We start from the raw sequence: 26,946 nt of genomic DNA, 5'->3' as shown, positions 1-26,946 counted from the left end.
CCCTCCCTCGCCGCCCGCCCCGAGCGCCCCGCCCGCCTCGTCGTCCTCGTCTCCGGTTCCGGTACGAATCTGCAGGCGCTCCTCGACACGATCGCCGCCGAGGGCGCCTCCGGCTTCGGTGCGGAGGTCGTGGCCGTCGGCGCCGACCGCGCCGATATCGCGGGTCTGGAGCGCGCCGAGCGCGCCGGGATCCCCACCTTCGTCTGCCGGGTGAAGGACCATGGCACCCGCGCCGAATGGGACCGGGCGCTGGCCGAGGCGACGGCCGCGTACGAGCCGGACCTCGTGGTCTCGGCGGGCTTCATGAAGATCCTGGGCCAGGAGTTCCTGGCCCGCTTCGGCGGCCGGTGCGTCAACACCCACCCCGCGCTGCTGCCCAGCTTTCCCGGCGCCCACGGCGTGCGCGACGCGCTCGCGTACGGCGTGAAGGTGACCGGCTGCACCGTCCATCTCGTCGACGACGGAGTCGACACCGGCCCGATCATCGCCCAGGGCGTGGTCGAGGTCCGGGACGAGGACGACGAGTCCGCTCTGCATGAGCGGATCAAGGAAGTCGAGCGCTCGCTGCTCGTCGAGGTCGTGGGGCGTCTGGCCCGCAACGGCTACCGCATTGAGGGACGAAAGGTAATGATCCCGTGACCGCCGAAGGTACGAAGCGGCCCATCCGCCGCGCGCTGGTCAGCGTCTACGACAAGTCGGGGCTCGAGGAACTGGCCCGGGGGCTGGACGCGGCCGGGGTCCAGCTCGTCTCGACCGGCTCGACGGCGGCGAAGATCGCCGCCGCGGGCGTTCCGGTCACCAAGGTGGAGGAGCTGACCGGCTTCCCCGAGTGCCTGGACGGCCGCGTCAAGACGCTGCACCCGCGTGTCCACGCGGGCATCCTCGCCGACCAGCGGCTCGACTCGCACCGCGAACAGCTCGCCGAGCTGGGCGTCGACCCCTTCGAGCTGGTCGTCGTCAACCTCTACCCGTTCCGGGAGACCGTCGCCTCGGGCGCCTCGCCCGACGAGTGCGTCGAGCAGATCGACATCGGCGGCCCCTCCATGGTCCGCGCCGCCGCCAAGAACCACCCGTCCGTGGCCGTGGTCGTCAACCCCGAGCGCTACGCGGACGTGCTGAAGGCCGCCGCCGAGGGCGGCTTCGACCTGGAGCAGCGCAAGCGGCTGGCGAGCGAGGCGTTCCAGCACACCGCGGCGTACGACGTTGCGGTCGCCAACTGGTTCGCGGAGGGCTATGCCGCCGACGAGGGCGCCTGGCCGGACTTCATCGGCGTCACCTACGAGCGCAAGCAGGTGCTGCGCTACGGCGAGAACCCCCACCAGCCCGCCGCGCTCTACACCAACGGCTCCGGCAAGGGCCTCGCGTACGCCGAGCAGCTGCACGGCAAGGAGATGTCCTTCAACAACTACACCGACACCGAGGCCGCGCGGCGTGCGGCGTACGACCACGATGCGCCCTGCGTCGCGATCATCAAGCACGCCAACCCCTGCGGCATCGCGGTCGGCGCGGACGTCGCCGAGGCCCACCGCAAGGCGCACGCCTGTGACCCGCTCTCGGCGTTCGGCGGCGTGATCGCCGTCAACCGCCCGGTGACGGTCGCCATGGCCGAGCAGGTCGCCGAGATCTTCACCGAGGTCATCGTCGCCCCTGAGTACGAGGACGGCGCCGTCGAGGTGCTGGCCCGAAAGAAGAACATCCGCGTGCTGCGCTGCCCCGACGCCCCGGCGGCGGGCGGCGAGTACCGGTCGATCGAGGGCGGCGACCTGGTGCAGGCCAAGGACCGGCTCCAGGCCGAGGGCGACGACCCGGCCAACTGGACCCTGGCGACCGGTGAGCCGCTGGACGCCGACGGCCTGGCCGAGCTGGCCTTCGCCTGGCGCGCCTGCCGGGCCGTGAAGTCCAACGCGATCCTGCTCGGGAAGGACGGCGCGACGGTCGGCGTCGGCATGGGCCAGGTCAACCGCGTCGACTCGGCGCGGCTCGCCGTGCAGCGGGCGGGCGAGGAGCGGGCCGGCGGCTCGTACGCGGCCTCCGACGCCTTCTTCCCCTTCCCGGACGGCTTCGAGGTGCTGGCGGAGGCCGGGGTCAAGGCCGTGGTGCAGCCGGGCGGCTCGGTCCGCGACGAGCTGACCGTCGAGGCGGCCCAGAAGGCGGGCGTGACCATGTACTTCACGGGCACGCGCCACTTCTTCCACTGAGTGGTACGGAGCGAGGGCCGCACCCCCGACGCGTGGGGTGCGGCCCTCGGCCCGTAGGCGGCACACGTGCGGCCCGTAGGCGGCACACGTCACACGTCACACGTCTTGATTGGAACAGACGTCCCCGAATCCGGGAGGATGAAGCCATGACCGCGCAGATTCTCGATGGCAAGGCAACCGCAGCCTCGATCAAGTCCGATCTCGTCAGCCGAGTGGAGGCGCTCAAGGCCAAGGGCATCCACCCCGGCCTCGGAACCGTGCTGGTCGGCGAGGACCCGGGCAGCAAGTGGTACGTCGCGGGCAAGCACCGCGACTGCGCCGAGGTCGGCATCGCCTCGATCCGGCGCGACCTGCCCGAGTCCGCCACCCAGGAGGAGATCGAGGCTGCCGTACGGGAGCTCAACGAGGACCCGGAGTGCACGGGCTACATCGTGCAGCTGCCGCTCCCCAAGGGCATCGACACCAACCGGGTGCTGGAGCTGATCGACCCGGCCAAGGACGCCGACGGGCTGCACCCGATGAACCTCGGCCGGCTGGTGCTGAACGAAACCGGCCCGCTGCCGTGCACCCCGTACGGCATCATCCAGCTGCTGCGCCACCACGGCGTGGAGATCAACGGCGCCCATGTGGTGGTCGTCGGCCGCGGTATCACCGTCGGCCGGTCGATCGGGCTGCTGCTCACCCGCCGCTCGGAGAACGCCACGGTCACGCTGTGCCACACCGGCACCCGCGATCTGTCCGGGCTGCTGCGCCAGGCCGACATCATCGTGGCGGCGGCCGGGGTGCAGCACCTGATCAAGGCGGAGGACGTCAAGCCGGGGGCGGCGGTGCTCGATGTCGGCGTCAGCCGGGACGAGCACGGCAAGATCGCCGGTGATGTGCACCCCGACGTGAACGAGGTCGCGGGCTGGATCTCCCCGAACCCGGGCGGCGTCGGCCCGATGACCCGCGCCCAGCTGCTGGTCAACGTGGTGGAGGCCGCGGAGCGCGCAGCCAAGGCCGCCGACGGCGAGGGCAAGGGCGAGGGTGACAGCGACGGCGGCAGCGGTGCCGGGCATGCCGGCTGAGGCCGGTGAGCCGGCCGCCGAGCCGGCCGGACAGCGCCCCGCGCCGCCGAACGGAGCCGCGCCGCCGAACGGAGCCGCGCCGCCGAACGGAGCTGCGCCGCCGAACGGAGCTGCGCCGGCGAGCGAGGCGGCGGCGCCGAGTGGGGCGGCAGGGCTGAACGGAGCCGCGGCGCCCAACGAGACTGCGGCACAGAACGGAGCAGCGGCGCACAACGGTGCGGCGGGGCGCCCGGCCGCCAGATCGCGCCGCTTCCCCTTGATCACCCGGGACACCGCGCGCCCCGAGGGCGGCGGCCGTGCCGCGCCCGGCGGCGCCCCGGCGCCCGCCCGCCAGTGGCCGCTGCTGGTGGTGGTGGCCGGTGTCGTCGTGGGGCTGCTGGTGGTGGCCCTGGACGCGTTCCGCGCGGGCACGGTCCTGGTGGGGCTGTCCCTGCTGACGGGGGCGCTGCTGCGGTGGGCGCTGCCGGACGTCGGGATGCTGGCGGTGCGCTCCCGGTTCACCGACCTGCTGACGTACGGGGTGCTGGGGTCGGCGATCGTGCTGCTGTCCCTGATGGCCCAGCCCGACCCCTGGCTGGAGGTCCCGTTCCTGGAGGACGTGGTGCACTTCACCGTCCGCTAAGACTTGTTCCGCAATTCACCAGAGGGTGAGCTGCGGGTCGCAGCCGGGGCGGCGTCCGGGCTTTCCGGCGTGGTCACGCACGGGGCGTGTCTCATCCGGGGTTGCTCGGGGCCGCCTTGCGGCGGTTCGGTGAGCAGAGGTCTCCCGCTGTCGGGGGACTGCCACGCGTCCCGGCCGGCGAACCGGTTTCGGGCTCGGTGTGGTTGACTCACGCAGGGCCTCTTCCAGCCCTTGTCCGTACGTGATCTGTGCGTGCCGGGACATCGCGGTGTCCAGGTACGCGGTCTTGGGGTCGTCCACGTCGGTGAGGCGGACGAACGCGGCCAGGGCGGCGGACACGAGGTCACGCTTGCCGACCAGCCCGCAGGCGACGCACTTGTGTTCCCGGTTGCGCAACGTCTTGTTGACCCGCTGGCCGCACAGGCAGTGCTGGGAAAGGGCCGTGGACCAGGTGGACGCCCGCACGAGCTGGCCGCCCGCTGCACGGCACTCCTGGTCCAAGGCGGCGATGAGCATGCCGGGGGTGGTCTGGGAGAGGCGCTTGCCCCACAGCCGGTACCAGGTGCGGATGTCGCAGTCCTCCACCGCGAGGTTCACGCCGTGGGCGGCGATGATCTCCCGGGCCACCAGGCGGGTGCAGTGGCGGCGGTGCTCGGCAGCACTGGCGGAGGCTTCGGCCTGGCGGGCGCGCAGCTCCCGGTAGCCCTCGGACAGCCGATCGCGGCGGAACGCCTGCTTTGGCACACCATCAGCGCGTGCGGCGCGGGCACCGCCCGGCACCGTGACCCTCTTCTCTCGCAGGCCCTTGGCGGCCCTGCGCTCGGCGCGGCGGGTCTGCTTCTTCGACAGCCCATACTGGGCGGTGTTCGTGGCCCGGCGGGAGCGTTCCAGCGCACGGGCACGGCCGCGCCGCTTCTTGGCTTCCTTCTCCAACCGCGCCCGCTCAGCGGTGGTGAGGGTGATCTCGGTGGACGCGGGGGCGCCCTCGGCGGGGTTCAGGCTGGTGGGGAAGGAGACGATCGAGAGGTTGGAGACGTTGCCGTCCACCCCGCCGACCCGTTCCAGGGCGGCGGCCTGCTGCCGCATCTGCTCTACGGCCGGGGCGGTGTAGCCGGGGCCGAGGATCATCAGGTGCGCCTCATAGGCCCAGCCGCCCGGCGTACCCGGCTTGCAGCGGCGGACCAGGTCCACCTTGTGCCAGCGGCCGGAGCCTGCGAGGAAGTGTTCCACCCGCGCCCACTGCCCAGGCCCCTGCGGGATACGCACGGGCAGTACGAGGTCACCGGCGATGCCGTAGGGGCCGCCTGCGAAGACGACGGCGAGCGGGCCGGTGTGGTCCCACCAAGTGGCCTTACGCACCCCCGGCTTGCCCGAGGCGGTCACCTTCCCCGCAGGCACGGTGCCGGCCGGGAGGGGCGGCTTCGGCATCCGCCGGGGCTGCTGCACCTCCTGCTGCCCACCGTCGGCGTACGCCATGCCGTGGCCGTGGAGAGTGCCGACGAGGCGGAAGGTCTCCCACTTGTTGGCGGTGGTGTGGGAGCGGGCGCGGCCGGGGATGCGGGTGAAGTCGTACCAGCGGCCGGTCTTCGGCCGGCCGAAGCGCTTGCCCGTGGAGTCGGCGAACAGGTGCCGCTGCACGCCGTTCCACACCTCATCGGCCATGTGCATCGCCAGAGCCTTCGAGGCGTGGTGCTTGAGATGCCCCGCCCCCTCCAAGTGCTGGTAGGCGCAGCGCTCCAACGCCTCACGGCTGAGGCCGAGGCGCTGCCGTACCGCCCTCGCCCCGTCGCGGTCGCGCTCGTGGTACGCGGCCCAGTAGGCGTCCACCTTGGCGCGGGCGTCGCGCTGGACGGCCCGCTTGATGTGCCACATCGCGCCGAACAGCTTGTTCAGCCGGGCGAGGTCGGCGGGGTCGGTGACGGCGAGCGGCAGCACCATCACCGACACCATCCCGTCGCCGGGCTTGGTCCACTTCGGGGACTTGTTCTTCCCCCGGAACTTCCCCGCCGTCCGGGCAGCCTGCACAACCGTCACCCCCCCTCGGCATCACCACAGCTCCAGACCAACCTAAAGAGCACCTCGCACGCACACACGAACTGCGCACACACTCACCAACACCCGCGACGTCTCGTACGCAGGTGCGCATGCAATGCGCGGCGGGTGGCGACATGTCAGTCCCCCGGCTCGGCAACGGACAGGTCCCACAACTCCACGCCCCACGCGCCCGCGAATCCCACCAGCAATTTCGAGCGGTCACCGAAGTCGGCCCTGACTACCGAGGCCGTGCCGCCCTCCTGAGCGCTCAGCCATACCTTGCTCGTCTCCAGGTCCCACATGGCGAAGCCTTGGTGGTCACCTCCGTCGCCGATCACGATCCGGCCGTCCACCATCGCGGCACCGAGCGCAGTGAGCTCCTTGTAGGGGAAATTCTGGTCCGGTACATCGAGTTCGAACAGTGTCCCAAGGTCGCTGGCCGGATCCCAGGTGCACGCAAGCTGGTCTTGGTCGGGGCTGCCGACGGGGATCAGCCGACCGTCGAGGGTGACGAGGTCGAAATCCACAATGTGATGGCAGGACGGAGGCATCCTCAGCGCCCGTGCACTGCGACGGCCCGTCCTCTCCCCCGAAGAAGGACGGGCCGTCGAGATAAGAGTTCTGTTAAAAGCCCTGCTGGATCAATGGACGTCGAGGGCCTGTGGCCCGGAAGTGACCATTCCGGTACGACGTCTCGGGTGTGCAACAGCCCTATAGGGGCGCATTGGGAGCGCGCCCAGGTCCGGAATGCTCCGGTGCGCCCCTGCTGGGGGAACTGTCATTCTTGGGCGGGGCATCTCCCTGGGTAGCGGATCCGGGACTCTCAAGGGTGCCCAAACGGGGGCAGGGCACGGGAAGTTCACGGGTACGGGGGGACAGGGGGAGGCAATGCCTCGTTGGAGGGAGCTGCCGGAAGAGCTCGATCCGCAGGTTCGGGAGTTCGTCAGGCAGCTGCGCAGGCTCGTCGAGCACAGCGAGCTGAGCCTCGTCGCGGTCGCCGACCGCACCGGCTACAGCAAGACGTCGTGGGAGCGCTACCTCAACGGCCGTCTGCTGCCTCCCCAGGGCGCGGTGGTGGCGCTGGCCGAGGCGACGGGCACGGACGTCGAGCATCTGAGCACCCTGTGGGAGCTGGCGGAGCGTGCCTGGAGCCGTTCCGAGTTACGGCACGACGTCACGATGGAGGCGATCAGGGTCGCGCAGGCGCGGGCCGCGCTGGGGGAGACGGGCCCGCTGCCGCACTCGAGGAACGGCCGTACGCCGGAGGAAGCCGAAGCCGGGTGGGCCGATACCGAGCCGCCCCGTACCGAGCCGCCCCGCAACGAGCCACCCCGTATCGAGACGCCTTGGGCCGAGGCACCCCGTACGGAGCCAGAGCCGCAGAGGCCCGAGCCGCCCCGCAACGAGCCACCCGGCGCGCCGCCGTCCCATACCCCCAGGACGGCGGTGCGCAGGGCGGCTGCCGTGCCGTCCGTGCCGCCCGTGGCGGACCCGCCGCTCGTCTCCGTCGCACCGGCCCTGCTTCCCGATCCGCCCGGTCCGCCTGATCCGCCGGGCCCGCCTCCGTCGCCGGACAGGCGCCGCCGGCGCGTCCCGCTGTTCATCGCCACGGCCGTCGGGGTGCTGCTCATGGGCGCGGCGGCGGTCCTCCTGGTCAACCCGGGCGGCCAGGCCGACGAACGGGCCAAGGACCCGACGCCCGGGCGGACCACGACCAGCGGCCCCCGCCTGCCCAGCGGAGTGAAATGCACCGGCCAGGAGTGCACCGGCGAGGACCCCGAGGCCATGGGGTGCGGTGGCGCGTACGCCAGGACGACCGCGAGCGTGACCGTGGGCAGCGCGTATGCCGAGGTGCGCTACAGCAAGGTGTGCGGCGCGGCGTGGGCCCGGATCACCAAGGCCGCCCCCGGCGACCGGTTACAGGTGACCGCGCCCGCCCAGGGCGCGGTCGGCCCGGCGCGCACCGAGTACGGCAAGGTCAACGCCGACGGCGACGCCTACACCCCGATGATCGCGGTCGGCTCCACCGCCCGCGCCAAGGCATGCGCCACCCTCACCACCGGACAGCGCGGCTGCACCACGACGGCCGCGGGGCGCACCAGCGCGCCGTGAGGGCCGCCGTCCGAGGGGAACTTCAAGGAATATCCGGGTCGGGTGGAATGCCCTCGCCGAATCGGGGCAGGCGCAGGCCGACCCCCCACGGGTGCGGCATGGCACCGCGGCGGCCGCCTGCTACTCCCCCCTCCTTGGGCAGGCGGCCGCCCCCTCCTCGGGCAGGCGGCCGCCGAATGCTGCCGGGCGCCGAATGGCTGCCGGGCCTTGTCTGTCGGCGGTGAGCGGTTACACAGTGGCCCCTGGGGCCCCGTGTGTCCCCGTCGGATAGCCTGACGCCGGTATCTCGACACCAAGAGATCGACAGAAAACACAGCGCAGGAGACCGCCATGACCCGCACTCCCGTCAATGTCACCGTCACCGGCGCGGCCGGCCAGATCGGCTACGCGCTGCTCTTCCGCATCGCCTCCGGCCAGCTGCTCGGCGCGGACGTGCCGGTCAAGCTGAACCTCCTGGAGATCCCCCAGGGCCTGAAGGCCGCCGAGGGCACCGCGATGGAGCTCGACGACTGCGCCTTCCCGCTGCTTCAGGGCATCGACATCACCGACGACCCGAACGTGGCCTTCAATGGCGCGAACGTGGCGCTCCTGGTCGGCGCCCGGCCGCGGACGAAGGGCATGGAGCGCGGCGACCTGCTGGAGGCCAACGGCGGCATCTTCAAGCCGCAGGGCAAGGCCATCAACGACCACGCCGCGGACGACATCAAGGTCCTGGTCGTCGGCAACCCGGCGAACACCAACGCGCTCATCGCCCAGGCCGCCGCGCCGGACGTACCGGCCGAGCGCTTCACCGCGATGACCCGCCTGGACCACAACCGCGCCCTCTCGCAGCTCTCGAAGAAGACCGGCGTCCCGGTCGCGGAGATCGCCAAGCTCACGATCTGGGGCAACCACTCGGCCACCCAGTACCCGGACGTCTTCCACGCCGAGGTCGCGGGCAAGAACGCCGCCGAGGTCGTCAACGACGAGCAGTGGCTGGCCGAGACGTTCATCCCGACCGTCGCCAAGCGCGGCGCCGCGATCATCGAGGCGCGCGGCGCTTCGTCGGCCGCCTCCGCCGCCAACGCCGCCATCGACCACGTGTACACGTGGGTCAACGGCACCCCGGCCGGGGACTGGACCTCCGCCGGTGTGGTCTCCGACGGCTCGTACGGTGTGGCGGAGGGCCTTATCTCGTCCTTCCCGGTCACCGCCAAGGACGGCAAGTTCGAGATCGTCCAGGGCCTGGAGATCAACGACTTCTCGCGCGCCCGCATCGACACGTCGGTGAAGGAGCTCGAGGAGGAGCGCGAGGCCGTGCGCGGTCTCGGCCTGATCTGACGGCCGTAGGTATCCGAAGGGCCATCTTCCGGTATTCACTCCGGAGGGTGGCCCTTTTGTTGTGCTCTATGACTGTGGCTCAGCTTCCCCTATTTTGGGAGGAGTTGACTGCCTGGCTCGGGGGGAGAGCATGGCCAAGGACGCGGACGCGGAAAACGAGGAAGAGCCCGCGGGGGCGGGTGGGCGCGCATACGGCGATATCCGTATCGGCGCTGTCCGTGGTGGCGCCGTCGGCATCGGTGACCACAACTACATCGTGAATGTGCGGGCGGAGTCGTCGGTGGCGCGCGACCCCGCGTACGAGCGGCTGCTGGAGGCCGTACGGCAGCTCGGCGCGGATCTTGAGCGGCTTGTCGAGAGCCCCGAGGTCAGCGCGCTGGCGGACGAGCTGTCCGAGACCGAGGACGAGATCCGGCGCACCGGGGCGGCGGCTCCCGGACGCCTCGCCCGGCTCCGGGCGGTGTTGCAGGACGCGAGCGCGAGTATCGGCATGCTGGCGTCCGGTGTGGCTCTGGGACAGGCGGTCGGCGTGCTGCTGGGCGGCTGAGCAAGGCCGGCGGGCGAGGGAAAGCCGGCGCGCAAGGGTCGAAACATTTTCATCGGGGGGCTGGGATGAGCGACGGAGGCGCGGAACAGAGGGAGTGGGCGGACGGTGGCGGCGCGCCGCCACCACCACCGCCCGTCGGCGATGTGCGGCGGGGTCTGCGGGTGGCCGCCGTGGTGGTGGTGCTGTGCGCCGCGATCGCGTTCGCCGGATGGGTGGCGTTCGGGAGCGATGGCAAGTCCGGGTATCGGGCGGGCCCCGTCCCCGGGATCGGTGAGAGCTCGGTGCCCGGGCCGTCGGAGACGGACGGCACATCGCCCGACGGCGCCTCTCCGGCCCCCGGCGAGGAGTCCGGCACCCCGTCCGGCATACCGTCGGCCTCCCCGTCGGAGGGCCCGTACGAGCCCCCGACCGGGTCCCCGTCCGACTCCCCGGCGCAATCCCCGTCCCTGTCTCCCTCGGCCTCACCCGGCGCGTCCCCGCCCGCCGGTTTCCGCACGGAGGACGACCCGGCGGGCTTCACCCTCGCCGTCCCGGACGGCTGGCGGCGCACCGTCGAGGGGCCCAGCGTCTTCTACACCTCGTCCGACCAGACCACCATGGTGCAGATCTTCGAGCTGCACGGCCCGGAGCGGACGCCGTACGAGTCGGCGCAGGAAGCCGAGCGAATAGCCTCCCGCCAGCGCGGCTATGAGCAGATCGCCCTGGAGCGGACCGGGCAGGGGGCCATGGACCCGGCGGAGCTGGAGTACACCTACGACAGCAAGAAGTACGGCGGCCCCCGGCGGGTCCTCGACCACCGCTTCGCCGCGTCCGACGTCACGATGTACGCCGTGCTGGTCATCGGCCCGGGCGACGACCGCGCCGGACAGCAGGAGATACAGCGGGCCGCCGTCGATTCCTTCCGCCTGAGCTGATCCTTGCCGTTCCGAGAGCCGTTCCGAGAGCCGTTCCGAGCCGATGCGAGCCGATGCGAGCCGATGCGAGCCATCATCTGCGGAGCATCTGTGCGCGAACGCGTACAGCTTGTGACCAAGTGAGCCCGACCACTTTCGAATGACAATCACGCATAGGTCCGCACCTTTCGGGGAGGGGCTTCGCGTTGCCGACGCGGTCGGTGGCGCCAGTCCAGTAACACCGGAAGGCGGAGCAGACGTGTCGGCAGCCGAGACCATTCATGTGGACGGGGTGTGGCGCGCCGCCGCGTCCGGCGCGCAGCGGGAGGTCCTTGACCCCGCCGACGCCAAGACCCTCGCGGTCGTATCCGAAGGCGGCGCCGAGGACACCGACGCGGCCGTCGCCGCCGCCCGCCGCGCCTTTGACACGGGCCCCTGGCCGCATACGCCCGTGGCCGAGCGGGCGGCGCTGCTGCGCCGCGTCGCCGATCTGCTCCAGCGCGACCGCGAGAAGATCGCGCTGCTCGAGAGCCGTGACACCGGTAAGACGCTCGAAGAGGGGCGGGTCGACGTCGACGACGTCACCAACGCCTTCCGCTACTTCGCCCAGATCGTCGTCGGCGAGTCGGCCGGGCGCGTGGTCGACGCGGGCACCCAGGATGTGCACAGCGTGGTCGTGCATGAGCCGGTGGGCGTCTGTGCGCTCATCGCCCCCTGGAACTATCCGCTGCTTCAGGCCAGCTGGAAGATCGCCCCGGCGCTCGCCGCGGGCAACACCTTTGTTGTCAAGCCCAGCGAACTGACCCCGCTGTCGACGATGTATCTGATGGAGCTGCTGGTCGAGGCCGGGCTCCCGGCCGGGGTCGGCAATCTGGTGACCGGCACCGGGGACCCGGTGGGCGCCCGGATGGCCGAGCACCCCGATGTGGACCTGGTGTCCTTCACCGGCGGCCTGGTCAGCGGTACGAAGGTGATGCAGGCGGCCGCGCCGGGCGTGAAGAAGGTCGCGCTCGAACTCGGCGGCAAGAACCCCAATGTCGTCTTCGCCGACGCCTGCGACACCGCCGAGGGCTTTGACACCGCCGTCGACCAGGCCCTCAACGCCGCCTTCATCCACAGCGGCCAGGTCTGCTCCGCCGGGGCCCGGCTGATCATCGAGGAGTCCATACGCGAGCGGTTCGTCGCCGAACTCGCCCGCCGGGCCGAGAAGATCAAGCTCGGGCGCGGCACCGAGCCCGGTGTGGAGTGCGGTCCGCTCGTATCGGCGCGGCAGCTCGACAAGGTCGAGGCGTATGTCGCCGCCGCGCTGGAGGAGGGGGCGCTGCTGCGCTGTGGCGGCGCGCAGCCCGAGCCGTCCGACGTCCGCCCCGCGACCGGCTACTTCTATCTGCCGACGATCCTCGACCAGTGCAACCGCGAGATGCGGGTGGTGCGGGAGGAGACCTTCGGGCCGATCCTCACCGTCGAGTCCTTCCGCACCGAGGACGAGGCAATCGCGCTCGCCAACGACACCGAGTACGGGCTCGCGGGCGCCGTCTGGTCCAGCGACACCGCGCGGGCGCGGCGCGTCGCGGGGCGGCTGCGCCACGGCACCGTATGGATCAACGACTACCACCCCTACCTGCCGCAGGCCGAGTGGGGTGGCTTCGGGAAGTCCGGTATCGGACGCGAGCTCGGCCCCTCGGGTCTGGCCGAATACCGCGAGACCAAGCACATTTACGAGAACCTGCGGCCCGCCCCGGTCCGCTGGTTCGCCGGCTGAGCCGTACGCCCCACACCCGGGCCTCGGTCCGGGGCCGCGAGGAGTAACCCATGTCCGTACCTGACGCAATCGATCGTTTCGACTATGTCGTCATCGGCGGTGGCACCGCGGGGTCGGTGATCGCCTCCCGACTCACCGAGGACCCGGACATCCGTGTCGCCGTCATCGAGGGCGGGCCGTCCGACATCGACCGGCCCGAGGTGCTGACCCTGCGCCGCTGGCTCGGTCTGCTCGGCGGCGAACTGGACTACGACTACCCCACCACCGAGCAGCCCCGCGGCAATTCGTATATCCGGCACAGCCGGGCCCGGGTGCTCGGCGGCTGTTCCTCGCACAACACCCTCATCTCCTTCAAGCCGCTGCCGGGCGACTGGGACGAGTGGGCGAAGGCGGGTGCGGACGGCTGGGACGCGGCCTCCATGGACCCGTACTTCGCGCGGCTGCGCAACAACATTGTGCCGGTGGACGAGAAGGACCGGAACGCGATCGCCCGCGACTTCGTCGACGCCGCGCAGACGGCGCTCGGCGTGCCGCGCGTCGAGGGGTTCAACAAGGAGCCCTTCCACGAGGGCGTCGGCTTCTTCGACCTCGCCTACCACCCGGAGAACAACAAGCGGTCCTCCGCCTCCGTCGCCTATCTGCACCCGTTCCTCGACCGGCCCAACCTCCGGCTGATGCTGGAGACCTGGGCGTACCGGCTGGAGCTCGACGCGTCCGGCCGGGCGACGGGGGTGCGGGTCCGCACCAAGGACGGCGCGGAGCTGCTGGTCGAGGCGGAGCGCGAGGTGCTGGTCTGCGCGGGCGCCGTGGACACCCCGCGGCTGCTGCTGCACTCCGGCATCGGGCCCCGGCGTGATCTGGAAGCGCTCGGCATCCCCGTCGTGCACGATCTGCCGGGCGTCGGCGAGAATCTGCTCGACCACCCCGAGTCGGTGATCGTCTGGGAGACGGACGGCCCGATCCCCGAGAACTCGGCGATGGATTCGGACGCGGGTCTGTTCGTCCGGCGCGATCCCGGTGCGCAGGGCCCGGATCTGATGTTCCACTTCTACCAGATTCCGTTCACCGACAACCCCGAGCGGCTGGGCTACGAAAAGCCCGAGCACGGCGTGTCGATGACCCCGAACATCCCCAAGCCCCGCAGCCGCGGCCGTCTCTACCTCACCAGCGCCGACCCGTCCGTGAAGCCCGCCCTGGACTTCCGCTACTTCACGGACGAGGAGGACTACGACGGCCGCACCCTCGTCGACGGCATCCGCATCGCCCGCGAGATCGCGAAGACCCAGCCGCTGGCTGGCTGGCTCAAGCGCGAGGTGTGCCCCGGGCCCGAGATCACCTCGGACGAGGAGCTCAGCGAGTACGCCCGTAAGGTCGCGCACACCGTCTACCACCCGGCGGGCACTTGCCGGATGGGCGCGGTCTCCGACGAGTCGGCCGTGGTCGGCCCGGACCTGCGGATCCGGGGGCTCAAGGGCATCCGGATCGCCGACGCGTCCGTCTTCCCGACCATGCCCGCCGTCAACCCGATGATCGGGGTGCTGATGGTCGGCGAGAAATGCGCGGAACTGCTCACTACTGGAGGTGAGGCGTGATGAGCGCGACCGAGACCGGGGCCAAGGCATCGCAGCCCCCCGCCTCAGGGCCCGACGGCGCGGCAGGGGCGCCGGTGTTCTCCGTACACGGCCTGTGGAAGGTCTTCGGCCCCAGGGCCGACCGCGTCCCCGGCTCGTCCGTCGCCGATCTGCCCGCCGAGGAGCTGCGCCGCCGTACGGGGTGCACGGCGGCCGTCCGCGATGTGTCGTTCGAGGTGCGGCAGGGCGAGGTCTTCGTCGTCATGGGGCTGTCCGGCTCCGGCAAGTCCACCCTCGTACGCTGTCTGACCCGGCTCATCGAGCCCACCTCCGGCACCCTTCACATCGACGGTGAGGACGTGCTGGCCATGGACAAGGCGCGGCTGCGCGAGCTGCGCCGGCACCGGGCCGCCATGGTCTTCCAGCACTTCGGTCTTCTGCCGCACCGCACCGTGCTCGACAACGTCGCCTACGGCCTGGAGATCCAGGGCATGGGCAAGGCCGAACGCCGCGCCAAGGCCACCGAGATGGTCGCCAAGGTCGGGCTCACCGGTCTGGAGCGCCGCCGCCCCGGTCAGCTCTCCGGCGGTCAGCAGCAGCGCGTCGGCCTGGCCCGCGCGCTGGCCGCCGACCCCGAAGTCCTGCTCTTCGACGAGCCGTTCAGCGCGCTCGACCCGCTGATCCGCCGCGATATGCAGGAGGAGGTGATCCGGCTGCACCACGACGAGGGCCGCACGATGGTCTTCATCACCCATGATCTGAGCGAGGCCCTGCGGCTCGGCGACCGCATCGCGCTGATGCGCGACGGCGGGATCGTGCAGCTGGGCACCCCCGAGGAGATCGTCGGCTCACCGGCCGACGACTACGTACGGGACTTCGTCCGCGATGTGCCGCGCGAGCAGGTGCTGACCGTGCGCAACGCGCTGCGCGCCGCCGAGGACGGCGAGCGGGACAGCGGTCCCACGCTCGCGCCCGACGCGACCATCGCCACCGCCATCGAGGCCGTCGCCCGCTCCGGCGGCCCGGCCCGGATCATGGACGGCTCGCGGCTGTTGGGGGTGGTCGACCATCAGCGGCTGCTCGCGGTGGTGGCGGGGCTTCGGGTGAAGGGGGCGCCGGCATGATCCTGGGTACCTGTCACCCCGGCACACGGGGGGCGCGCATGACGGCCGCGACCACCCGCCACCCCGGCATACGGGGGGCGCGCATGACGGCCGCGACCACCCGCCACCCCGGCATACGGGGGCGCGCATGACCGCCGCGACCACCAGCCACTCCGCCTCCGCCACTTCCGCCACCTCCACCACTGACGGCTCCGACGGCTCCGGCGGCTCCGGCGGCTTGAAGTCCGCCGACGCGCCCCCGGGCGCGCTGCGCGCCGCGGCCCGCCGCCCCGCCGTCCGCAAGCTGGCCCTGCTCGCCCTGATCGCCGCCGTCCTCGTGCCCGTCGCCGCCATCCGCTGGCACAGCGGCAGCTGGCCGGGCGCGCTGACCGTCGATGTGTCGGAGCCGCTGGGCAGGACGAGCGACTGGATCATCGACAACCGCGACAGCCACTGGATCTTCCTCTACTTCTTCGGCCACATCAGCAACGCGGTCATCGTCGCCGTCCGAGCCGTCTACGTCACCCTGCTGGCCCTCGGCTGGGCCGGGGTCACCGCCGCCGCGACGCTGCTGGCCTGGCGGGTCGCCGGGGTGCGGGTCGCGGTGACGGCCGCCGTGTCGTTCGCTGCGTGCGGGCTGCTGGGGATGTGGGTGCCGACCATGCAGACCCTGGCGCTGATGGCCGTCGCCGTCGCCGTATCGGTGGCCATCGGGATGCTGCTCGGGCTGGCCGGCGGGCTCTCGGAGCGTACGTACCGGGCGCTGCGGCCGGTGCTCGACACCATGCAGGTGCTGCCCGCCTTCGCGTATCTGCTGCCCGTCGTGCTGGTCTTCGGCATCGGCGTGCCGGGTGCGGTGCTGGCCACCGTCATCTACGCGGCTCCGCCCATGGCCCGGTTGACCGCGCTGGGGCTGCGCGGCGCGGACGCCGGGGTGATGGAGGCCGTGGCCTCGCTCGGCGCCACCGGGCGGCAGCGGCTGCTGTCGGCCCGGCTGCCGCTGGCCCGTAGGGAGCTGTTGCTCGGCCTCAACCAGACGATCATGATGGCGCTGTCCATGGCCGTCATCGCCTCCGTCATCGGTGGCGCCGGGCTCGGCGACCGCGTCTACCAGGCGCTGTCGGCCGTCGACGTGGGCAAGGCGCTCGCCGCCGGCATCCCGATCGTGCTGCTCGCCGTCGTACTGGACCGCACCACCGCCGCCGCGGGGCTGCGCCTGGGCATGGACCGCGACACGGGCCCGCGGTGGCTGCGCGGCTGGTACGCCTGGGCGGGCGTCGCGGCGGGCACCGCCGCCGTGGCGCTGGCCGGGCGGGCCGCGGGCTCGGCCGGCTGGCCGGACGGCTGGACGCTGGCCATCGCCGAACCCGTCAACACCGCCAAGGAGTGGATGGTCGACCACCTCTACTCCGGTGTGCCGGTGGTCGGCGGCACCGCCGACTGGGCGTCCGGCTACGTCACGTATGTCCTCGACCCGCTGCGCGGCGCGCTGCAGGGCCTCCCGTGGTGGTCGCTGCTGCTGATCGTCGCGGCGCTGGCCTGGCTGATCGGCACCTGGGGCACCGCGCTGACCGCCGTTCTGGCCCTGGCCGCGATCGGCGTGCTCGGCGTGTGGGACCCGGCCATGGACACCCTGTCGCAGGTGCTGGCCGCCGTCGCCGTGACGCTCGTCCTCGGCTTCGCGACCGGTATCGCGGCGGCCCGCTCGCCCCGCCTGGAGCGGCTGCTCCGCCCGGTGCTGGACATCTGCCAGACCATGCCGCAGTTCGTCTACCTGATCCCGGTGGTCGCGCTGTTCGGCGTCGGACGGGCCCCGGCGGCTGCCGCGGCCATCGTCTACGCCCTGCCCGCCGTCATCCGCATCACCACCCAGGGCCTGCGCAACGTCGACCCGGCCGCGCTGGAGTCGGCCCGCTCGCTCGGCGCCACGCGCGGCCAGCAACTGCGCCAGGTCCAGCTTCCGCTGGCCCGCCCGGCGCTGCTGCTCGCCGTCAACCAGGGCGTGGTGCTGGTGCTGGCCGTCGTCATCATCGGCGGCCTGGTCGGCTCCGGCGCGCTCGGCTACGACGTGGTGTTCGGCCTGGCCCAGGGCGATCTGGCGACCGGCCTGGTGGCGGGCGCGGCAATCGTCTGCCTGGGCCTGATGCTCGACCGGGTGACGCAGCCGACGGCGCGCCGCCCGAAGAAGGGAGCCTGACCGTGCCGCGCACCCGTACCACCCGGCCGCTGACGACTGCCCGTACCCGGTGTCGTATCCGCACTCGGCTGCTGACGGCCGCCACGGGGGTCACCGCCCTGCTCACCGCGACCGGCTGCGGCGCGGCGGACATGACCAAGCAGTCCTCGCCGTACGCGAACGTCGGCGGCGCCAAGAGCGTCACCCTGTCCGTCCAGTCCTGGGTCGGCGCGCAGTCCAACGTCGCCGTCGCCGAATACCTCCTCGACCACGAGCTGGGCTATCGCGTCGACACCGTCCAGGTCGACGAGGTTCCCGCCTGGGACGCGCTCAGCCAGGGGCGGGTGGACGCCATCCTGGAGGACTGGGGCCACCCGGACCAGGAGCAGCGCTACGTCAAGGACAAGAAGACGATCGCGCCCGGCGGCGATCTCGGTGTCACCGGCCACATCGGCTGGTTCGTCCCCAAGTACTTCGCCGACGCGCACCCCGATGTCACCGACTGGCGGAACCTCGACAAGTACGCCAAGACGTTCCGTACGGCCGAAAGCGGCGGCAAGGGCCAGCTCTTGGACGGCTCGCCGTCGTATGTCACCAACGACAAGGCGCTGGTGAAGAATCTGGACCTGGACTACCAGGTCGTCTTCTCGGGTTCGGAGGCGGCGCAGATCACCCAGATCAAACAGTTCGCCAAGGAGAAGAAGCCGTTCCTGACCTACTGGTACGCGCCGCAGTGGCTGTTCAACCAGGTGCCGATGGTCGAGGTGAAGCTGCCGAAGTACACGGACGCGTGCGCCGCGAAGGGCGCCGAGGACCCCGAGTCCTTCGACTGCGCCTATCCGACCACCCCGCTGCAGAAGTACCTCAACGCGGACTTCGCCAGGAAGGGCGGGAAGGCGGCGGCGTTCCTGAAGAAGTTCCACTGGACCGAGGAGGACCAGAACGAGGTCGCGGAGTTGATCGCCTCGGACGGGCTCTCCGCGGAGGACGCGGCGGAGAAGTGGGTCAAGGAGCACCCGGACGTCTGGAAGAAGTGGCTGCCCTGAGATAGATGGCCACAGCCGCACGCCGAGGTGGATCGGCGTGCGGCTGTGCCGCGTTTCAGACCGTTCGTCAGCCTCGCCGGACTGATCAGCCGATGACGCTGTTCAGCCAGGAGCGGTGGTAGTGCAGGTCGGTGTAGATGTCCGGGGTCGACCCGCAGATCTCGCCGACGCCGCGGCTGTCCACGCCGACGAGCTGCCAGCGGCCGTTGACCTTCTTCAGCAGCGGCGAACCGGAGTCACCGCCGCACGGGCCGTAGGTGTCCTGTGGGTTGTCCGTGCACACATCGCCCTCGCGGATGCCCCACGAGTCGTCCCCCGTGGAGTCCACCCGGCACTTTTCCGTGGTCGGGTTGAGCACCTTGGTGTCGAGCTCCTGAAGCTTCACCGGAAGCTTGGTCGGGTCGCCGACGTCGGCGGTCGCGGTGTAGCCCCAGCCGAGCTGCCGGACCGCGGTGCCCTCCTTGGTCGACGCGGGCGCCAGCGGGACCGTCTTGTTGGTCAGCGCGGTGTCGAGCTGGAGGAGCGCCACGTCATAACCCTCCGAGCGCTCGTCGAGCGCCTGGTACGCGGGGTCGACCTCGATCTTCTTGATCTTCGCGACGGTGCCGCCGGTGGTGCGGTCATTGGAGCCCACCCGGACGTGGAACAGCGCCGGGTCCATGACCGTGTACGGGTCCGAGCCGGTGCCCGCCGTGGTGACGCAGTGCGCCGCGGTCACGACCCAGTCCTTGCGGATCAGCGCTCCGGTGCAACGGTGACCGTCGGGGTCCCCGTTCCTTTCCTTCTGCAGGGAAACGATGAACGAGTAGTTTTCGGTGGCGTCATGGCCGCCGATAATCCTGGGGGTCGGAGTCGACGGATTTTCGTCGGCCTGCGCCGCTCCGGCGCCCGCCAGCGCGCCGACGGAAAGCGCCGCGGCCAGCAGTGCACGGGTCGCCAACCGCCTTCCGGCGCCCCGGTGTTCGCCCGCCACGCGCTCCCCTATAAGGTTGTTCATTCTTTTGTTGCTCCCCGTTTTGCGTTCCGATTTTCGCGGAATTTCGAGTGCACGATAACGCCGCCCCGAAGGCGTGTCCAGCGGCTTTATATGCCGCTTTATTGCCGGGGGGATCCGGTTGGCGCTATTGGTCAGTTTTGCGGTGATGAATCAGGAGAGCTGTATTCTCTTGTCGGGTTCTCTTGTCGGGAATGTGGCATTACGTCGGGCGCAATTGTTCAGCGATGTCCTCCACCGCCGCCAGCGCCCGGCGGAAGAGACCCGGGCCGAACGTGACGCGGGTCGCACCCGATTCGCCGAGTTCGCGGACGGAGGGGCCGTCCGGCTTGGCCATCGCGTTGAGCGGGGCGCCGATACCGGCCGCGAGCCGGGGGAGCAGCCGCGGGGGCGCGAAGATCGGGTAGACGCAGTCGGCGCCCGCGGCCACGTAACGCCGCCCGCGGTCGATGGCCTCCTCGGCCAGCCGCTCCGGGTCCGTCGGGTCTGTCGGGTCTGTCGGGTCTGTCGGGTCTGTCGGGTCTGTCGATTCCGCCCTGCCGCCCGCCCCGCGGCCCCTGGCGCCTGCGCCGCGTACGAAGACATCGACGCGGGCGTTGATGACCAGCCTGTCGCCCGCCGCCGCGCGGACCTCGGCGAGCCAGTCCGCCTGCCGCCGCGCGTCCTTGAGCGCGTCCGCCGCCCGGTCGCCGTCCTCCAGGTTGCATCCCACGGCGCCGGCCTCCAGCAGCCGGTCGACGATTTCGGCGGGGGCGAGCCCGTAACCGCCCTCGATGTCCGCCGTCACCGGCACGTCCACGGCGCGGGCGATCCGGGCGACCGCGGCGAACATCTCGTCGGCCGGAATCTCGCCGTCCCGGTAGCCCAGCGAGGCCGCGATCCCCGCGCTCGGCGTGGCGAGCGCGGGGAAGCCCGCCGCGGCCAGGACGCGGGCGGTGGCCGCGTCCCAGGGGTTGGGTAAGACGAGCGGGTCGCCGGGGGCCCGGCCGTGGTGCAGGGCGCGGAGAGTCGTCGCGCCGGTCATGCTCGCGCCGGTCATACTCGTGCCGGTCATGCTCGTGCCGGTCATGCTCGTGCCGGTCATACTCGTGCCGGTCATGCCTTGCCCGGCACCATGCGGGTGCTGACTCCGATGCGGTTCCAGGCGTTGATGGCGATGATCGCGGCGATGACCTGGGCCAGTTCGGCCTCCTCGAAGTGGGCCGCCGCCCGCTGGTACACCTCGTCCGGGACGAAGCCGTCGGTCAGCACGGTGACGGCCTCGGTCAGCGCGAGCGCCGCCCGCTCCTTCTCGGTGAAGAAGCCCGACGCCTCCTCCCAGGCGCTGAGGAGGTTGATGCGCTCTTCGGTCTCGCCCACCTTGCGCGCGTCCCGGGTGTGCATATGGACGCAGAAGGCGCAGTGGTTGATCTGCGACGCGCGGATCTTGATGAGGTCGACGAGGGTGGGGTCGAGGCCCTTACTGGCGGCCGCGTCGAGGCCGACCATCGCCTTGTAGAACTCGGGGGCCAGGTTGGCCAGCCGCATACGGGGGCCGTGGTCGTGGGCGCTCTGAGGCGTCTCGGGTGTCTTGTCGGTCGTCGTCATGGCTACCACGCTAGGACGTCAGTAGCCCAGGAGTATGGTCCATTTCCATGGAGGATTCATGGGCCACTTCCCCGGCCGGCCTCGGCGCCGATCTGCATCTGGATCTACCGGAGGGTGGTGCGGCCGGGGTGGGCGCCGCGCTCATCCGGTCCCTGCGCGACGCCGTACGCGGCGGCCGGCTCGCCCCCGGCACCCGGCTGCCCTCCTCCCGCTCGCTCGCCGCCGACCTCGGCATCGCCCGTAACACCGTCGCCGACGCGTACGGCGAGCTGGTCGCCGAGGGCTGGCTCACCGCCCGGCAGGGCTCGGGAACCCGCGTCGCCGCGCGCGTCGTACCGCCCGAACCCATGCCCCCGCGCACCCCGCCTACCGCCGAACCGCACCGCCGCCCCACCTACGACCTGCGGCCCGGCTCGCCCGATATCTCGTCCTTCCCCCGCGCGGCCTGGCTCTCCGCCACCCGGCGGGCCCTGACCGCGGCGCCGCACGACGCCTTCGCGTACGGCGCCCCGAGCGGACGCCCCGAGCTGCGCCGCGCCCTCGCCGACTATCTGGCGCGCGCCCGGGGGGTGCGGGCCGACCCGGAGCGGATCGTGATCTGCGCGGGGTTCAAACAGGGCCTGGCCGTCCTCAGCAGGGTGCTGCGGGCCGCGGGCGAGCGAGAGGTGGCCGTCGAGTCGTACGGGCTGGACATCCACTGGAACGTCATCCGGCGCGCCGGGCTGCGCACCGTACCGCTGCCGGTCGACGAGCGCGGCGCCCGCACCGACGAGCTGGCCGGGCCGGCCGGGCTGACCGGCGTGCGGACCGTACTGCTCACCCCGGCGCATCAGTTCCCGACCGGGGTGTCCCTGCACCCCGACCGCCGCGCCGCCGTGGTCGACTGGGCCTCCCGCACCGGCGGTCTTGTGGTGGAGGACGACTACGACGGGGAGTTCCGCTACGACCGCAACCCGGTCGGGGCGCTCCAGGGGCTCGACCCCGAGCGCGTGCTCTACCTGGGCACTTCGAGCAAGAGCCTGGCCCCCGTGCTGCGGCTGGCCTGGATGGTGGTGCCCGGCCACCTGTTGGACGAGCTGCTGGCGGTCAAGGGGACGGGGGAGTGGCCGACGGGCGGTCTCGACCAGCTGACGCTCGCCGAGTTCCTCGAGTCCGGGGCGTACGACCGCCATGTGCGCGGTATGCGGCTGCGCTACCGCCGCCGGCGTGACCAACTGGTCGCGGCGCTGGCCGAGCACGCCCCGCAGGTGCGGGTGCGGGGGATCGCGGCGGGGCTGCACGCGGTGCTCGAAATCCCGCCGGGGACCGAGCGGTCCGTGCTGCAGGGCGCGGCCTGGCAGGGCCTGGCGATGGACGGACTGGCCCGCTACCGGTACGCGGCGGACGACGATGACGACGTACGGGAGGACGCGCGGGGCGACGTACGGGGCGACGTACGGGGCGACGCGCGGGGGGACGTACGGGGCGATGCCCTGGTAGTCGGCTACGGGACCCCGCCCGACCACGCCTTCTCGGGCGCGCTGGAGGCGCTGTGCCGGGCGCTTCCCATATGAGCCCCGCCGTTCATATGTGCGACCATCCCCTCTAGGCTGGCGGCCAATCAAGACACGGCCTGCGGAGCCGGAAGACAGGCCACGGGGGGAGACACCATGGAGCAGACAGGGCGGCGCAAACTGCGGTCGAGCACGGTGATCCTGGGCAGCATGGGCGCGCTCGCGGCCGCGCTCACCTCCTGCGGCTCCGAGCCCGACAAGCGCTGTGTGGACCGGAACAGCTACGACCTGGTCAAGGGCTACCGCGTCGTCGACTCCAGCAACTGCAACTCCTCCTCCTCGTCCACCGCGGGCAAGAAGAGCCGCGGCAAGAAGAAGTCCGTTGACGGCGACTGGTACTACGACTCCGACGTCAGCAGCGGCTGGGCCGACTATGGCACCTTCGACAAGAGCAAGGCCGCGGACCGCGGCGGCTTCGGCTGCTCCGGCTCCGGCTCCGGCGGCGGCTGACCGGCCGTCACGGACTGTGAAGGCCAGACCATGAAGGCCAGACCATGAAGGCCAGACCATGAAGCGCCACACCGCCACCCCGCGCCCCGACTGGCAGTCCACCGTCGAGGAACAGGGCCTTATCTATCCGCTGACCCGCTACCCCGACGGCTCGCTGCGCCCGTACTGGGACGAGAGCGCCTACTACGAGTTCTCCCTCCCCGAGGTCGAGGCGCTTGAAGAGGTCGTCGAGGAGCTGCACCGGATGTGCCTGGCCGTGGCTGAGCACATCGTCGAGGCGGACCGCTTCGCCGACCTGGGCATCGACGATCCGCGGCTGGCCGACCTGGTCGCCGAGTCCTGGCGCCGCCGGTCCGAACAGCCCAGCGTCTACGGGCGGTTCGACCTGCGCTACGACGGGGGCCCGGGCGGCCCGGCCAAGCTGCTGGAGTACAACGCCGATACGCCCACCTCACTGGTGGAGGCGGCCGGCGCCCAGTGGTTCTGGATGGAGGACCGCTTCCCCGGCGCCGACCAGTGGAACTCCCTGCACGAGCGGCTGGTCGACGCCTGGAAGCGGCAGTCGGAGCTGCTGCCGCCGGGCGCGCCGCTGTACTTCGCGCATTCGGCCGGGGACGAGCTGGGCGAGGACCTGATGACGGTCGCGTATCTGCGCGAGACCGCCGAGCAGGCCGGGCTGCGCACCGAGGCGATCTCGATGGAGGACATCGGCTGGGACCGTCTCTCCGGCCGCTTCGTCGACAAGCGGTTCCGCTTCATCCGGGCCTGCTTCAAGCTCTACCCCTGGGAGTGGCTGGCCACCGACCGGTTCGGCCCGTATGCGCTGGACACGCTCGACAACGGCGGCGGCACCGGCTCCACCCTGTGGATCGAGCCCGCCTGGAAGATGCTGCTGTCCAACAAGGCGCTGCTGGCCGTCCTGTGGGAGCTGTTCCCCGGCCACCCCAACCTGCTGCCCGCCTACCTCGACGGCCCCCGCGAGCTGGCCCGCACCACCGGGTACGTCGCCAAGCCGCTGCTGGGCCGGGAGGGCGCGGGCGTCACGGTGCACCGGGCGGGCGCGGAGCCCGTCGTACGGGACGAGGCCTGCTGCTACCAGGAGCTGGCGCCGCTGCCCGACTTCGACGGCAACCGGGTGGTGCTCGGCACGTGGGTCGTCGAGGGCGAGTCGGCGGGGCTCGGCATCCGCGAGTCGGCGGGGCTGATCACCGACGAATACGCGCGCTTTCTGCCGCATGTGATCCTCTGACAGCCGGTTGGGCGACACAGCTGGCGGGCGGGCTCAAGGTTTACGTTCAGCCGTGCGCCTGCTGGGCGTGGGTGGGCAGCAGGCCCACCAGCAGCAGCGTCAGGAAGTTCAGGCCCGCGGCGATGCCGAAGACCAGTTCCGCGGCGGCGAAGTAGGAATGGACGGACGGGTGCCCGACCCGGGCGAAGAACACCGTGCCGAGGGCGGCGACGCCGATGGCGCCGGCGAACTGCTGGACGGCGTTGAGCAGGCCCGCGCCGGTGCCGACTTCTTCGGCGGTGGCATCGCCGATGATGAAATCGACCAGCGGGACGAACACCAGCCCGGAGCCGAAGCCGGTGAACAGCAGCGCGGGCGCCAGCTTCCAGACGGTGATGTCGGCGCCCCAGTGGGCGATGGACCACCACAGGGCCAGCAGGCCGACGACGGCGATGGACAGCCCCAGACGCAGGCTTGCGCGGCCCAGCTTCTCGGCGAGCACGGCGCCCGCGAGCAGGACGGCGACGGCGGTGCCGAGGGCCCAGGGGATCAGCGTGAGACCGGTGTGCAGCGGCGTCCAGTGCATGCCCTGCTGCAGCAGCAGGTTGATGACGAGGACGAACGCGCTGAGTGATGCGTAGAACCCGGCCACGATCACCAGGCCGACGACGAAGCTGCGCTTGCGGAACAGCGACGGTGTGATGACCGGGTGCTCGCTGTGCCGTTGGGAGACGACGAACAGCGCGAGCAGAACGGCCGCGGCGGCCATCATGACGTAGGTCCAGACGGGCCAGCCGAGTTCGCGTCCCTGGATGAGCGGGATGATGAGCAGCGCCGAGGCCGCGGTGAGCAGGCCGACGCCGGTGAGGTCGAGGCGGGCGGCGGGGTCCTCCCCGCCGTGGCGGGGCAGCACACGCCGGCCGAGTACGGCGGCGATGACGCCGAACGGGACGTTGATCAGGAAGATGGAGCGCCACTGGCTGCCGAACAGGTCCAGGTGGAGCAGCCAGCCGGCCAGGATGGGCCCGGCCACCATGGTCAGGCCCATCAGCGGGCCGACCGGGGTCAGCGCCTTGCGCAGGTGCTGGGGCGGGAACACGACCTTCACCAGGGCCAGCCCCTGCGGGATCATGACCGACCCGCACAGGCCCTGCAGTGTGCGGGCGACGATCAGGAAGACCGCGTCGGGGGCGAGACCGCAGGCCAGCGAGGCCAGGGTGAAGCCGGTCATGCCGAGCAGGAACAGCCGTCGGCGCCCGAGCAGGTCCCCGAGCCGTCCTGAGGTGACCAGGCCGAGGGCGAAGGCCGCGGTGTAGGCGCTCAGCACCCACTGCACCGTCACCTCGCCGCCGCCGAGGTCGGCGCGGATGGACGGGCCGGCGAGGTTGGCGATGCTCGAGTCGATCAGATCCATGATGTCGGCCAGGACCACGACGGCCAGGACGAGCCATGCGGTGCGCAGCGGCAGGGCGCTTGAGGTGGGCGCTTGAGATATGTGCTGGTCAGTAGACACGAACACCGTTCTACGACAGAACGCTGTTCTAGGCAACACGAACGGCGTTCTTAGTGATGTGGAACACTGTTCGTCGGTTCGCTAGACTGCCCGTATGTCACCGACTCCGCAGGAACGGCGCGCAGCGCGGCACCAGCTCGGCACCGGCTCGAGCGCACCAGCGGCCCGGCGCGGACCGTCCGGCGGGCGCAAGAAGCCGATCACGGTCGATGCCATCATCAGCACCGCGTTCGGCATCGTGGAAGAAGAGGGATACGAAGCCCTGACGATGCGGCGCCTGGCCACCGCGCTGGAGACGGGACCCTCGTCGCTCTACGCCCACGTGGTCAACAAAGAGGACCTGGACGAACTGCTCCTCGGCCGTCTGTGCGCCGAGATCGACCTGCCCGAGCCGGACCCCGCGATCTGGCGGCAGCAGATCGTCGGCATCTGCACCCAGCTGCGCGACCAGTATCTGCGCTACCCGGGTATCTCCCAGGCGGCCTTCGCCGCCGCTCCGTCCAATCTGGACACGCTGCGCGTCAGCGAGGGCATGCTCGCCATCCTGCTCGCCGGGGGCATCGCCCCGCAGACCGCCGCCTGGGCGATCGACTCACTGTCGCTCTACGTCAACGCCTACAGCCTCGAGGTCTCCCTGGCGAACAAGCGGCTCAGCCGCAGTGACGACGACTGGGTCGTCAGCCGCGACGAACTACTGCGCCGATTCGCCGCACTGCCCGATACGTTCCCGCAGACCAAGCGCTACGCCGCCGAGCTCACGGCCGGAACCGTCCACGACCGCTTCGACTTCACCATCGGCCTGATGATCGACGGCCTCGGGGTGGCTGAGATTCCCCGAGAGGCGTGATTCTCCGAGAGGCGTGATTCTCCGAGAGGCGTGATTCTCCGGAGGGCCGCCGCTGCTCAACGGCCCTCCGTCAACTCCGTCAGCCCCGCCAGCTCCGCCAGCCCCGCCAGCTCGGTCAGTTGGTCAGTCGGTCAGGCGGGGGCGCTCACCCGGCCAGGACGGCCCGCAGCTGGTCCAGGCCCCAGTCCAGGTCCTCCTTGCTGATCACCAGCGGGGGCGCGATCCGGATCGTGGAGCCGTGGGTGTCCTTGACCAGCACGCCCCGGTCCATCAGCTTCTCCGAGATCTGCCGTCCGGTGCCATGCGAGGGATCGATGTCCACC

Annotated in this window: 24 protein-coding genes; 17 read left to right on the top strand and 7 right to left on the bottom strand. The window is 71.3% G+C overall.

Features of this window, described 5'->3' with window-relative positions:
• From purN to CCN51_RS23790, 4 genes are all read left to right on the top strand, one after another.
• Nucleotides 1-639, top strand: a 639-nt coding sequence (gene purN, locus CCN51_RS23805; protein ID WP_086860068.1) for a phosphoribosylglycinamide formyltransferase, incomplete at its 5' end; no start/stop codon positions are given.
• Nucleotides 636-2,198, top strand: a complete 1,563-nt coding sequence (purH, locus tag CCN51_RS23800; protein ID WP_014177345.1) for a bifunctional phosphoribosylaminoimidazolecarboxamide formyltransferase/IMP cyclohydrolase — start codon at nt 636-638, stop codon at nt 2,196-2,198. The genes purN and purH, both read left to right, overlap by 4 nt.
• Before the next feature lie 146 nt (nt 2,199-2,344).
• Nucleotides 2,345-3,265, top strand: a complete 921-nt coding sequence (locus CCN51_RS23795; protein ID WP_014177344.1) for a bifunctional methylenetetrahydrofolate dehydrogenase/methenyltetrahydrofolate cyclohydrolase — start codon at nt 2,345-2,347, stop codon at nt 3,263-3,265.
• The gene (locus CCN51_RS23790; protein WP_086860072.1) at nt 3,255-3,887 is read left to right on the top strand and encodes a DUF3017 domain-containing protein; all 633 of its coding nucleotides are present in this window, start codon (nt 3,255-3,257) and stop codon (nt 3,885-3,887) included. Before CCN51_RS23795 ends, CCN51_RS23790 begins: the two co-directional genes overlap by 11 nt.
• A gap of 15 nt (nt 3,888-3,902) precedes the next feature.
• Here the strand turns inward: CCN51_RS23790 and CCN51_RS23785 are convergent, their stop codons facing one another.
• Entirely contained in the window at nt 3,903-5,921 is a 2,019-nt protein-coding gene (locus CCN51_RS23785; protein ID WP_143675878.1) for a zinc ribbon domain-containing protein, read from the bottom strand.
• Nucleotides 5,922-6,058: 137 nt separating this feature from the next.
• Nucleotides 6,059-6,448, bottom strand: a complete 390-nt coding sequence (locus CCN51_RS23780; protein WP_014177341.1) for a hypothetical protein — start codon at nt 6,446-6,448, stop codon at nt 6,059-6,061.
• Nucleotides 6,449-6,809: 361 nt separating this feature from the next.
• On the opposite strand from CCN51_RS23780, the gene CCN51_RS23775 reads away from it, so the two are divergent.
• From CCN51_RS23775 to CCN51_RS23735, 9 genes are all read left to right on the top strand, one after another.
• Nucleotides 6,810-8,033: a helix-turn-helix domain-containing protein gene (locus tag CCN51_RS23775; protein WP_014177340.1), complete on the top strand. Its 1,224-nt coding sequence runs from the start codon at nt 6,810-6,812 to the stop codon at nt 8,031-8,033.
• Nucleotides 8,034-8,363: 330 nt separating this feature from the next.
• Nucleotides 8,364-9,353 (top strand): malate dehydrogenase, encoded by a 990-nt coding sequence (locus CCN51_RS23770; protein WP_014177339.1) that lies wholly within the window; start codon nt 8,364-8,366, stop codon nt 9,351-9,353.
• A gap of 130 nt (nt 9,354-9,483) precedes the next feature.
• A complete protein-coding gene (locus tag CCN51_RS23765; RefSeq protein WP_014177338.1) occupies nt 9,484-9,900 on the top strand; it encodes a hypothetical protein in 417 nt (138 codons plus the stop codon).
• Between the two features lie 65 nt (nt 9,901-9,965).
• Nucleotides 9,966-10,814 (top strand): hypothetical protein, encoded by an 849-nt coding sequence (locus CCN51_RS23760; RefSeq protein WP_014177337.1) that lies wholly within the window; start codon nt 9,966-9,968, stop codon nt 10,812-10,814.
• Nucleotides 10,815-11,052: 238 nt separating this feature from the next.
• Nucleotides 11,053-12,555, top strand: coding sequence for an aldehyde dehydrogenase family protein (locus CCN51_RS23755; protein WP_014177336.1), 1,503 nt, complete (start codon nt 11,053-11,055; stop codon nt 12,553-12,555).
• Nucleotides 12,556-12,605: 50 nt separating this feature from the next.
• Nucleotides 12,606-14,147, top strand: coding sequence for a GMC family oxidoreductase (locus tag CCN51_RS23750; RefSeq protein WP_014177335.1), 1,542 nt, complete (start codon nt 12,606-12,608; stop codon nt 14,145-14,147).
• The gene (locus CCN51_RS23745) at nt 14,147-15,250 is read left to right on the top strand and encodes a quaternary amine ABC transporter ATP-binding protein (protein ID WP_014177334.1); all 1,104 of its coding nucleotides are present in this window, start codon (nt 14,147-14,149) and stop codon (nt 15,248-15,250) included. The genes CCN51_RS23750 and CCN51_RS23745 overlap by 1 nt, the downstream gene beginning before the upstream one ends.
• A 127-nt stretch (nt 15,251-15,377) precedes the next feature.
• Nucleotides 15,378-17,426 (top strand): ABC transporter permease, encoded by a 2,049-nt coding sequence (locus CCN51_RS23740; protein WP_014177333.1) that lies wholly within the window; start codon nt 15,378-15,380, stop codon nt 17,424-17,426.
• 2 nt (nt 17,427-17,428) lie between these two features.
• The gene (locus CCN51_RS23735) at nt 17,429-18,451 is read left to right on the top strand and encodes an ABC transporter substrate-binding protein (RefSeq protein WP_014177332.1); all 1,023 of its coding nucleotides are present in this window, start codon (nt 17,429-17,431) and stop codon (nt 18,449-18,451) included.
• A gap of 85 nt (nt 18,452-18,536) precedes the next feature.
• On the opposite strand, the gene CCN51_RS23730 is transcribed toward CCN51_RS23735, so the two are convergent.
• The 3 genes from CCN51_RS23730 to CCN51_RS23720 form a co-directional block, all read right to left on the bottom strand.
• Nucleotides 18,537-19,448, bottom strand: a complete 912-nt coding sequence (locus CCN51_RS23730) for a S1 family peptidase (protein WP_078610507.1) — start codon at nt 19,446-19,448, stop codon at nt 18,537-18,539.
• Nucleotides 19,449-19,647: 199 nt separating this feature from the next.
• A complete protein-coding gene (locus CCN51_RS23725; RefSeq protein WP_245881674.1) occupies nt 19,648-20,514 on the bottom strand; it encodes an isocitrate lyase/PEP mutase family protein in 867 nt (288 codons plus the stop codon).
• A gap of 26 nt (nt 20,515-20,540) precedes the next feature.
• On the bottom strand, nt 20,541-21,032 hold the full coding sequence (locus CCN51_RS23720; protein WP_014177329.1) for a carboxymuconolactone decarboxylase family protein: 492 nt from the start codon (nt 21,030-21,032) through the stop codon (nt 20,541-20,543).
• A 47-nt stretch (nt 21,033-21,079) separates the two neighbouring features.
• On the opposite strand from CCN51_RS23720, the gene pdxR reads away from it, so the two are divergent.
• The 3 genes from pdxR to CCN51_RS23705 all read left to right on the top strand — a co-directional run bounded on the left by pdxR (nt 21,080) and on the right by CCN51_RS23705 (nt 24,284).
• Entirely contained in the window at nt 21,080-22,585 is a 1,506-nt protein-coding gene (gene pdxR, locus CCN51_RS23715) for a MocR-like pyridoxine biosynthesis transcription factor PdxR (RefSeq protein WP_014177328.1), read from the top strand.
• A 96-nt stretch (nt 22,586-22,681) separates the two neighbouring features.
• Nucleotides 22,682-23,035 carry a hypothetical protein gene (locus CCN51_RS23710; RefSeq protein ID WP_014177327.1) on the top strand — a complete coding sequence of 118 codons (354 nt, stop codon included), beginning with the start codon at nt 22,682-22,684 and terminating at the stop codon, nt 23,033-23,035.
• Nucleotides 23,036-23,093: 58 nt separating this feature from the next.
• Nucleotides 23,094-24,284: a glutathionylspermidine synthase family protein gene (locus CCN51_RS23705; RefSeq protein ID WP_014177326.1), complete on the top strand. Its 1,191-nt coding sequence runs from the start codon at nt 23,094-23,096 to the stop codon at nt 24,282-24,284.
• Between the two features lie 46 nt (nt 24,285-24,330).
• Here CCN51_RS23705 and CCN51_RS23700 read toward each other — a convergent pair whose 3' ends face one another.
• Nucleotides 24,331-25,776: a DHA2 family efflux MFS transporter permease subunit gene (locus CCN51_RS23700; protein ID WP_238545392.1), complete on the bottom strand. Its 1,446-nt coding sequence runs from the start codon at nt 25,774-25,776 to the stop codon at nt 24,331-24,333.
• Nucleotides 25,777-25,870: 94 nt separating this feature from the next.
• Here CCN51_RS23700 and CCN51_RS23695 point away from each other — a divergent pair, with 94 nt between their 5' ends.
• Entirely contained in the window at nt 25,871-26,623 is a 753-nt protein-coding gene (locus CCN51_RS23695) for a TetR/AcrR family transcriptional regulator (RefSeq protein ID WP_014177324.1), read from the top strand.
• Nucleotides 26,624-26,768: 145 nt separating this feature from the next.
• Here the strand turns inward: CCN51_RS23695 and CCN51_RS53445 are convergent.
• The coding region (locus tag CCN51_RS53445; protein ID WP_143675877.1) for an aminotransferase class III-fold pyridoxal phosphate-dependent enzyme at nt 26,769-26,946 on the bottom strand (178 nt) is incomplete at its 5' end.

It is taken from the genome of Streptomyces milbemycinicus, from assembly GCF_002154605.1.
Taxonomy (GTDB): domain Bacteria; phylum Actinomycetota; class Actinomycetes; order Streptomycetales; family Streptomycetaceae; genus Streptomyces; species Streptomyces milbemycinicus.
This window is presented reverse-complemented; position numbering and strand designations above follow the sequence as displayed.

Bases quoted from the DNA above. Each gene is read 5' to 3' on its own strand.
- CCN51_RS23795 (WP_014177344.1), top strand. From the start codon at position 2,345: ATGACCGCGCAGATTCTCGATGGCAAGGCAACCGCAGCCTCGATCAAG.
- CCN51_RS23790 (WP_086860072.1), top strand. From the start codon at position 3,255: ATGCCGGCTGAGGCCGGTGAGCCGGCCGCCGAGCCGGCCGGACAGCGC.
- CCN51_RS23775 (WP_014177340.1), top strand. From the start codon at position 6,810: ATGCCTCGTTGGAGGGAGCTGCCGGAAGAGCTCGATCCGCAGGTTCGG.
- CCN51_RS23770 (WP_014177339.1), top strand. From the start codon at position 8,364: ATGACCCGCACTCCCGTCAATGTCACCGTCACCGGCGCGGCCGGCCAG.
- CCN51_RS23765 (WP_014177338.1), top strand. From the start codon at position 9,484: ATGGCCAAGGACGCGGACGCGGAAAACGAGGAAGAGCCCGCGGGGGCG.
- CCN51_RS23760 (WP_014177337.1), top strand. From the start codon at position 9,966: ATGAGCGACGGAGGCGCGGAACAGAGGGAGTGGGCGGACGGTGGCGGC.
- CCN51_RS23750 (WP_014177335.1), top strand. From the start codon at position 12,606: ATGTCCGTACCTGACGCAATCGATCGTTTCGACTATGTCGTCATCGGC.
- CCN51_RS23745 (WP_014177334.1), top strand. From the start codon at position 14,147: ATGAGCGCGACCGAGACCGGGGCCAAGGCATCGCAGCCCCCCGCCTCA.
- CCN51_RS23740 (WP_014177333.1), top strand. From the start codon at position 15,378: ATGACCGCCGCGACCACCAGCCACTCCGCCTCCGCCACTTCCGCCACC.
- CCN51_RS23730 (WP_078610507.1), bottom strand. From the start codon at position 19,448: ATGAACAACCTTATAGGGGAGCGCGTGGCGGGCGAACACCGGGGCGCC.
- CCN51_RS23725 (WP_245881674.1), bottom strand. From the start codon at position 20,514: ATGACCGGCACGAGCATGACCGGCACGAGTATGACCGGCGCGAGCATG.
- CCN51_RS23720 (WP_014177329.1), bottom strand. From the start codon at position 21,032: ATGACGACGACCGACAAGACACCCGAGACGCCTCAGAGCGCCCACGAC.
- pdxR (WP_014177328.1), top strand. From the start codon at position 21,080: ATGGAGGATTCATGGGCCACTTCCCCGGCCGGCCTCGGCGCCGATCTG.
- CCN51_RS23710 (WP_014177327.1), top strand. From the start codon at position 22,682: ATGGAGCAGACAGGGCGGCGCAAACTGCGGTCGAGCACGGTGATCCTG.
- CCN51_RS23705 (WP_014177326.1), top strand. From the start codon at position 23,094: ATGAAGCGCCACACCGCCACCCCGCGCCCCGACTGGCAGTCCACCGTC.
- CCN51_RS23695 (WP_014177324.1), top strand. From the start codon at position 25,871: ATGTCACCGACTCCGCAGGAACGGCGCGCAGCGCGGCACCAGCTCGGC.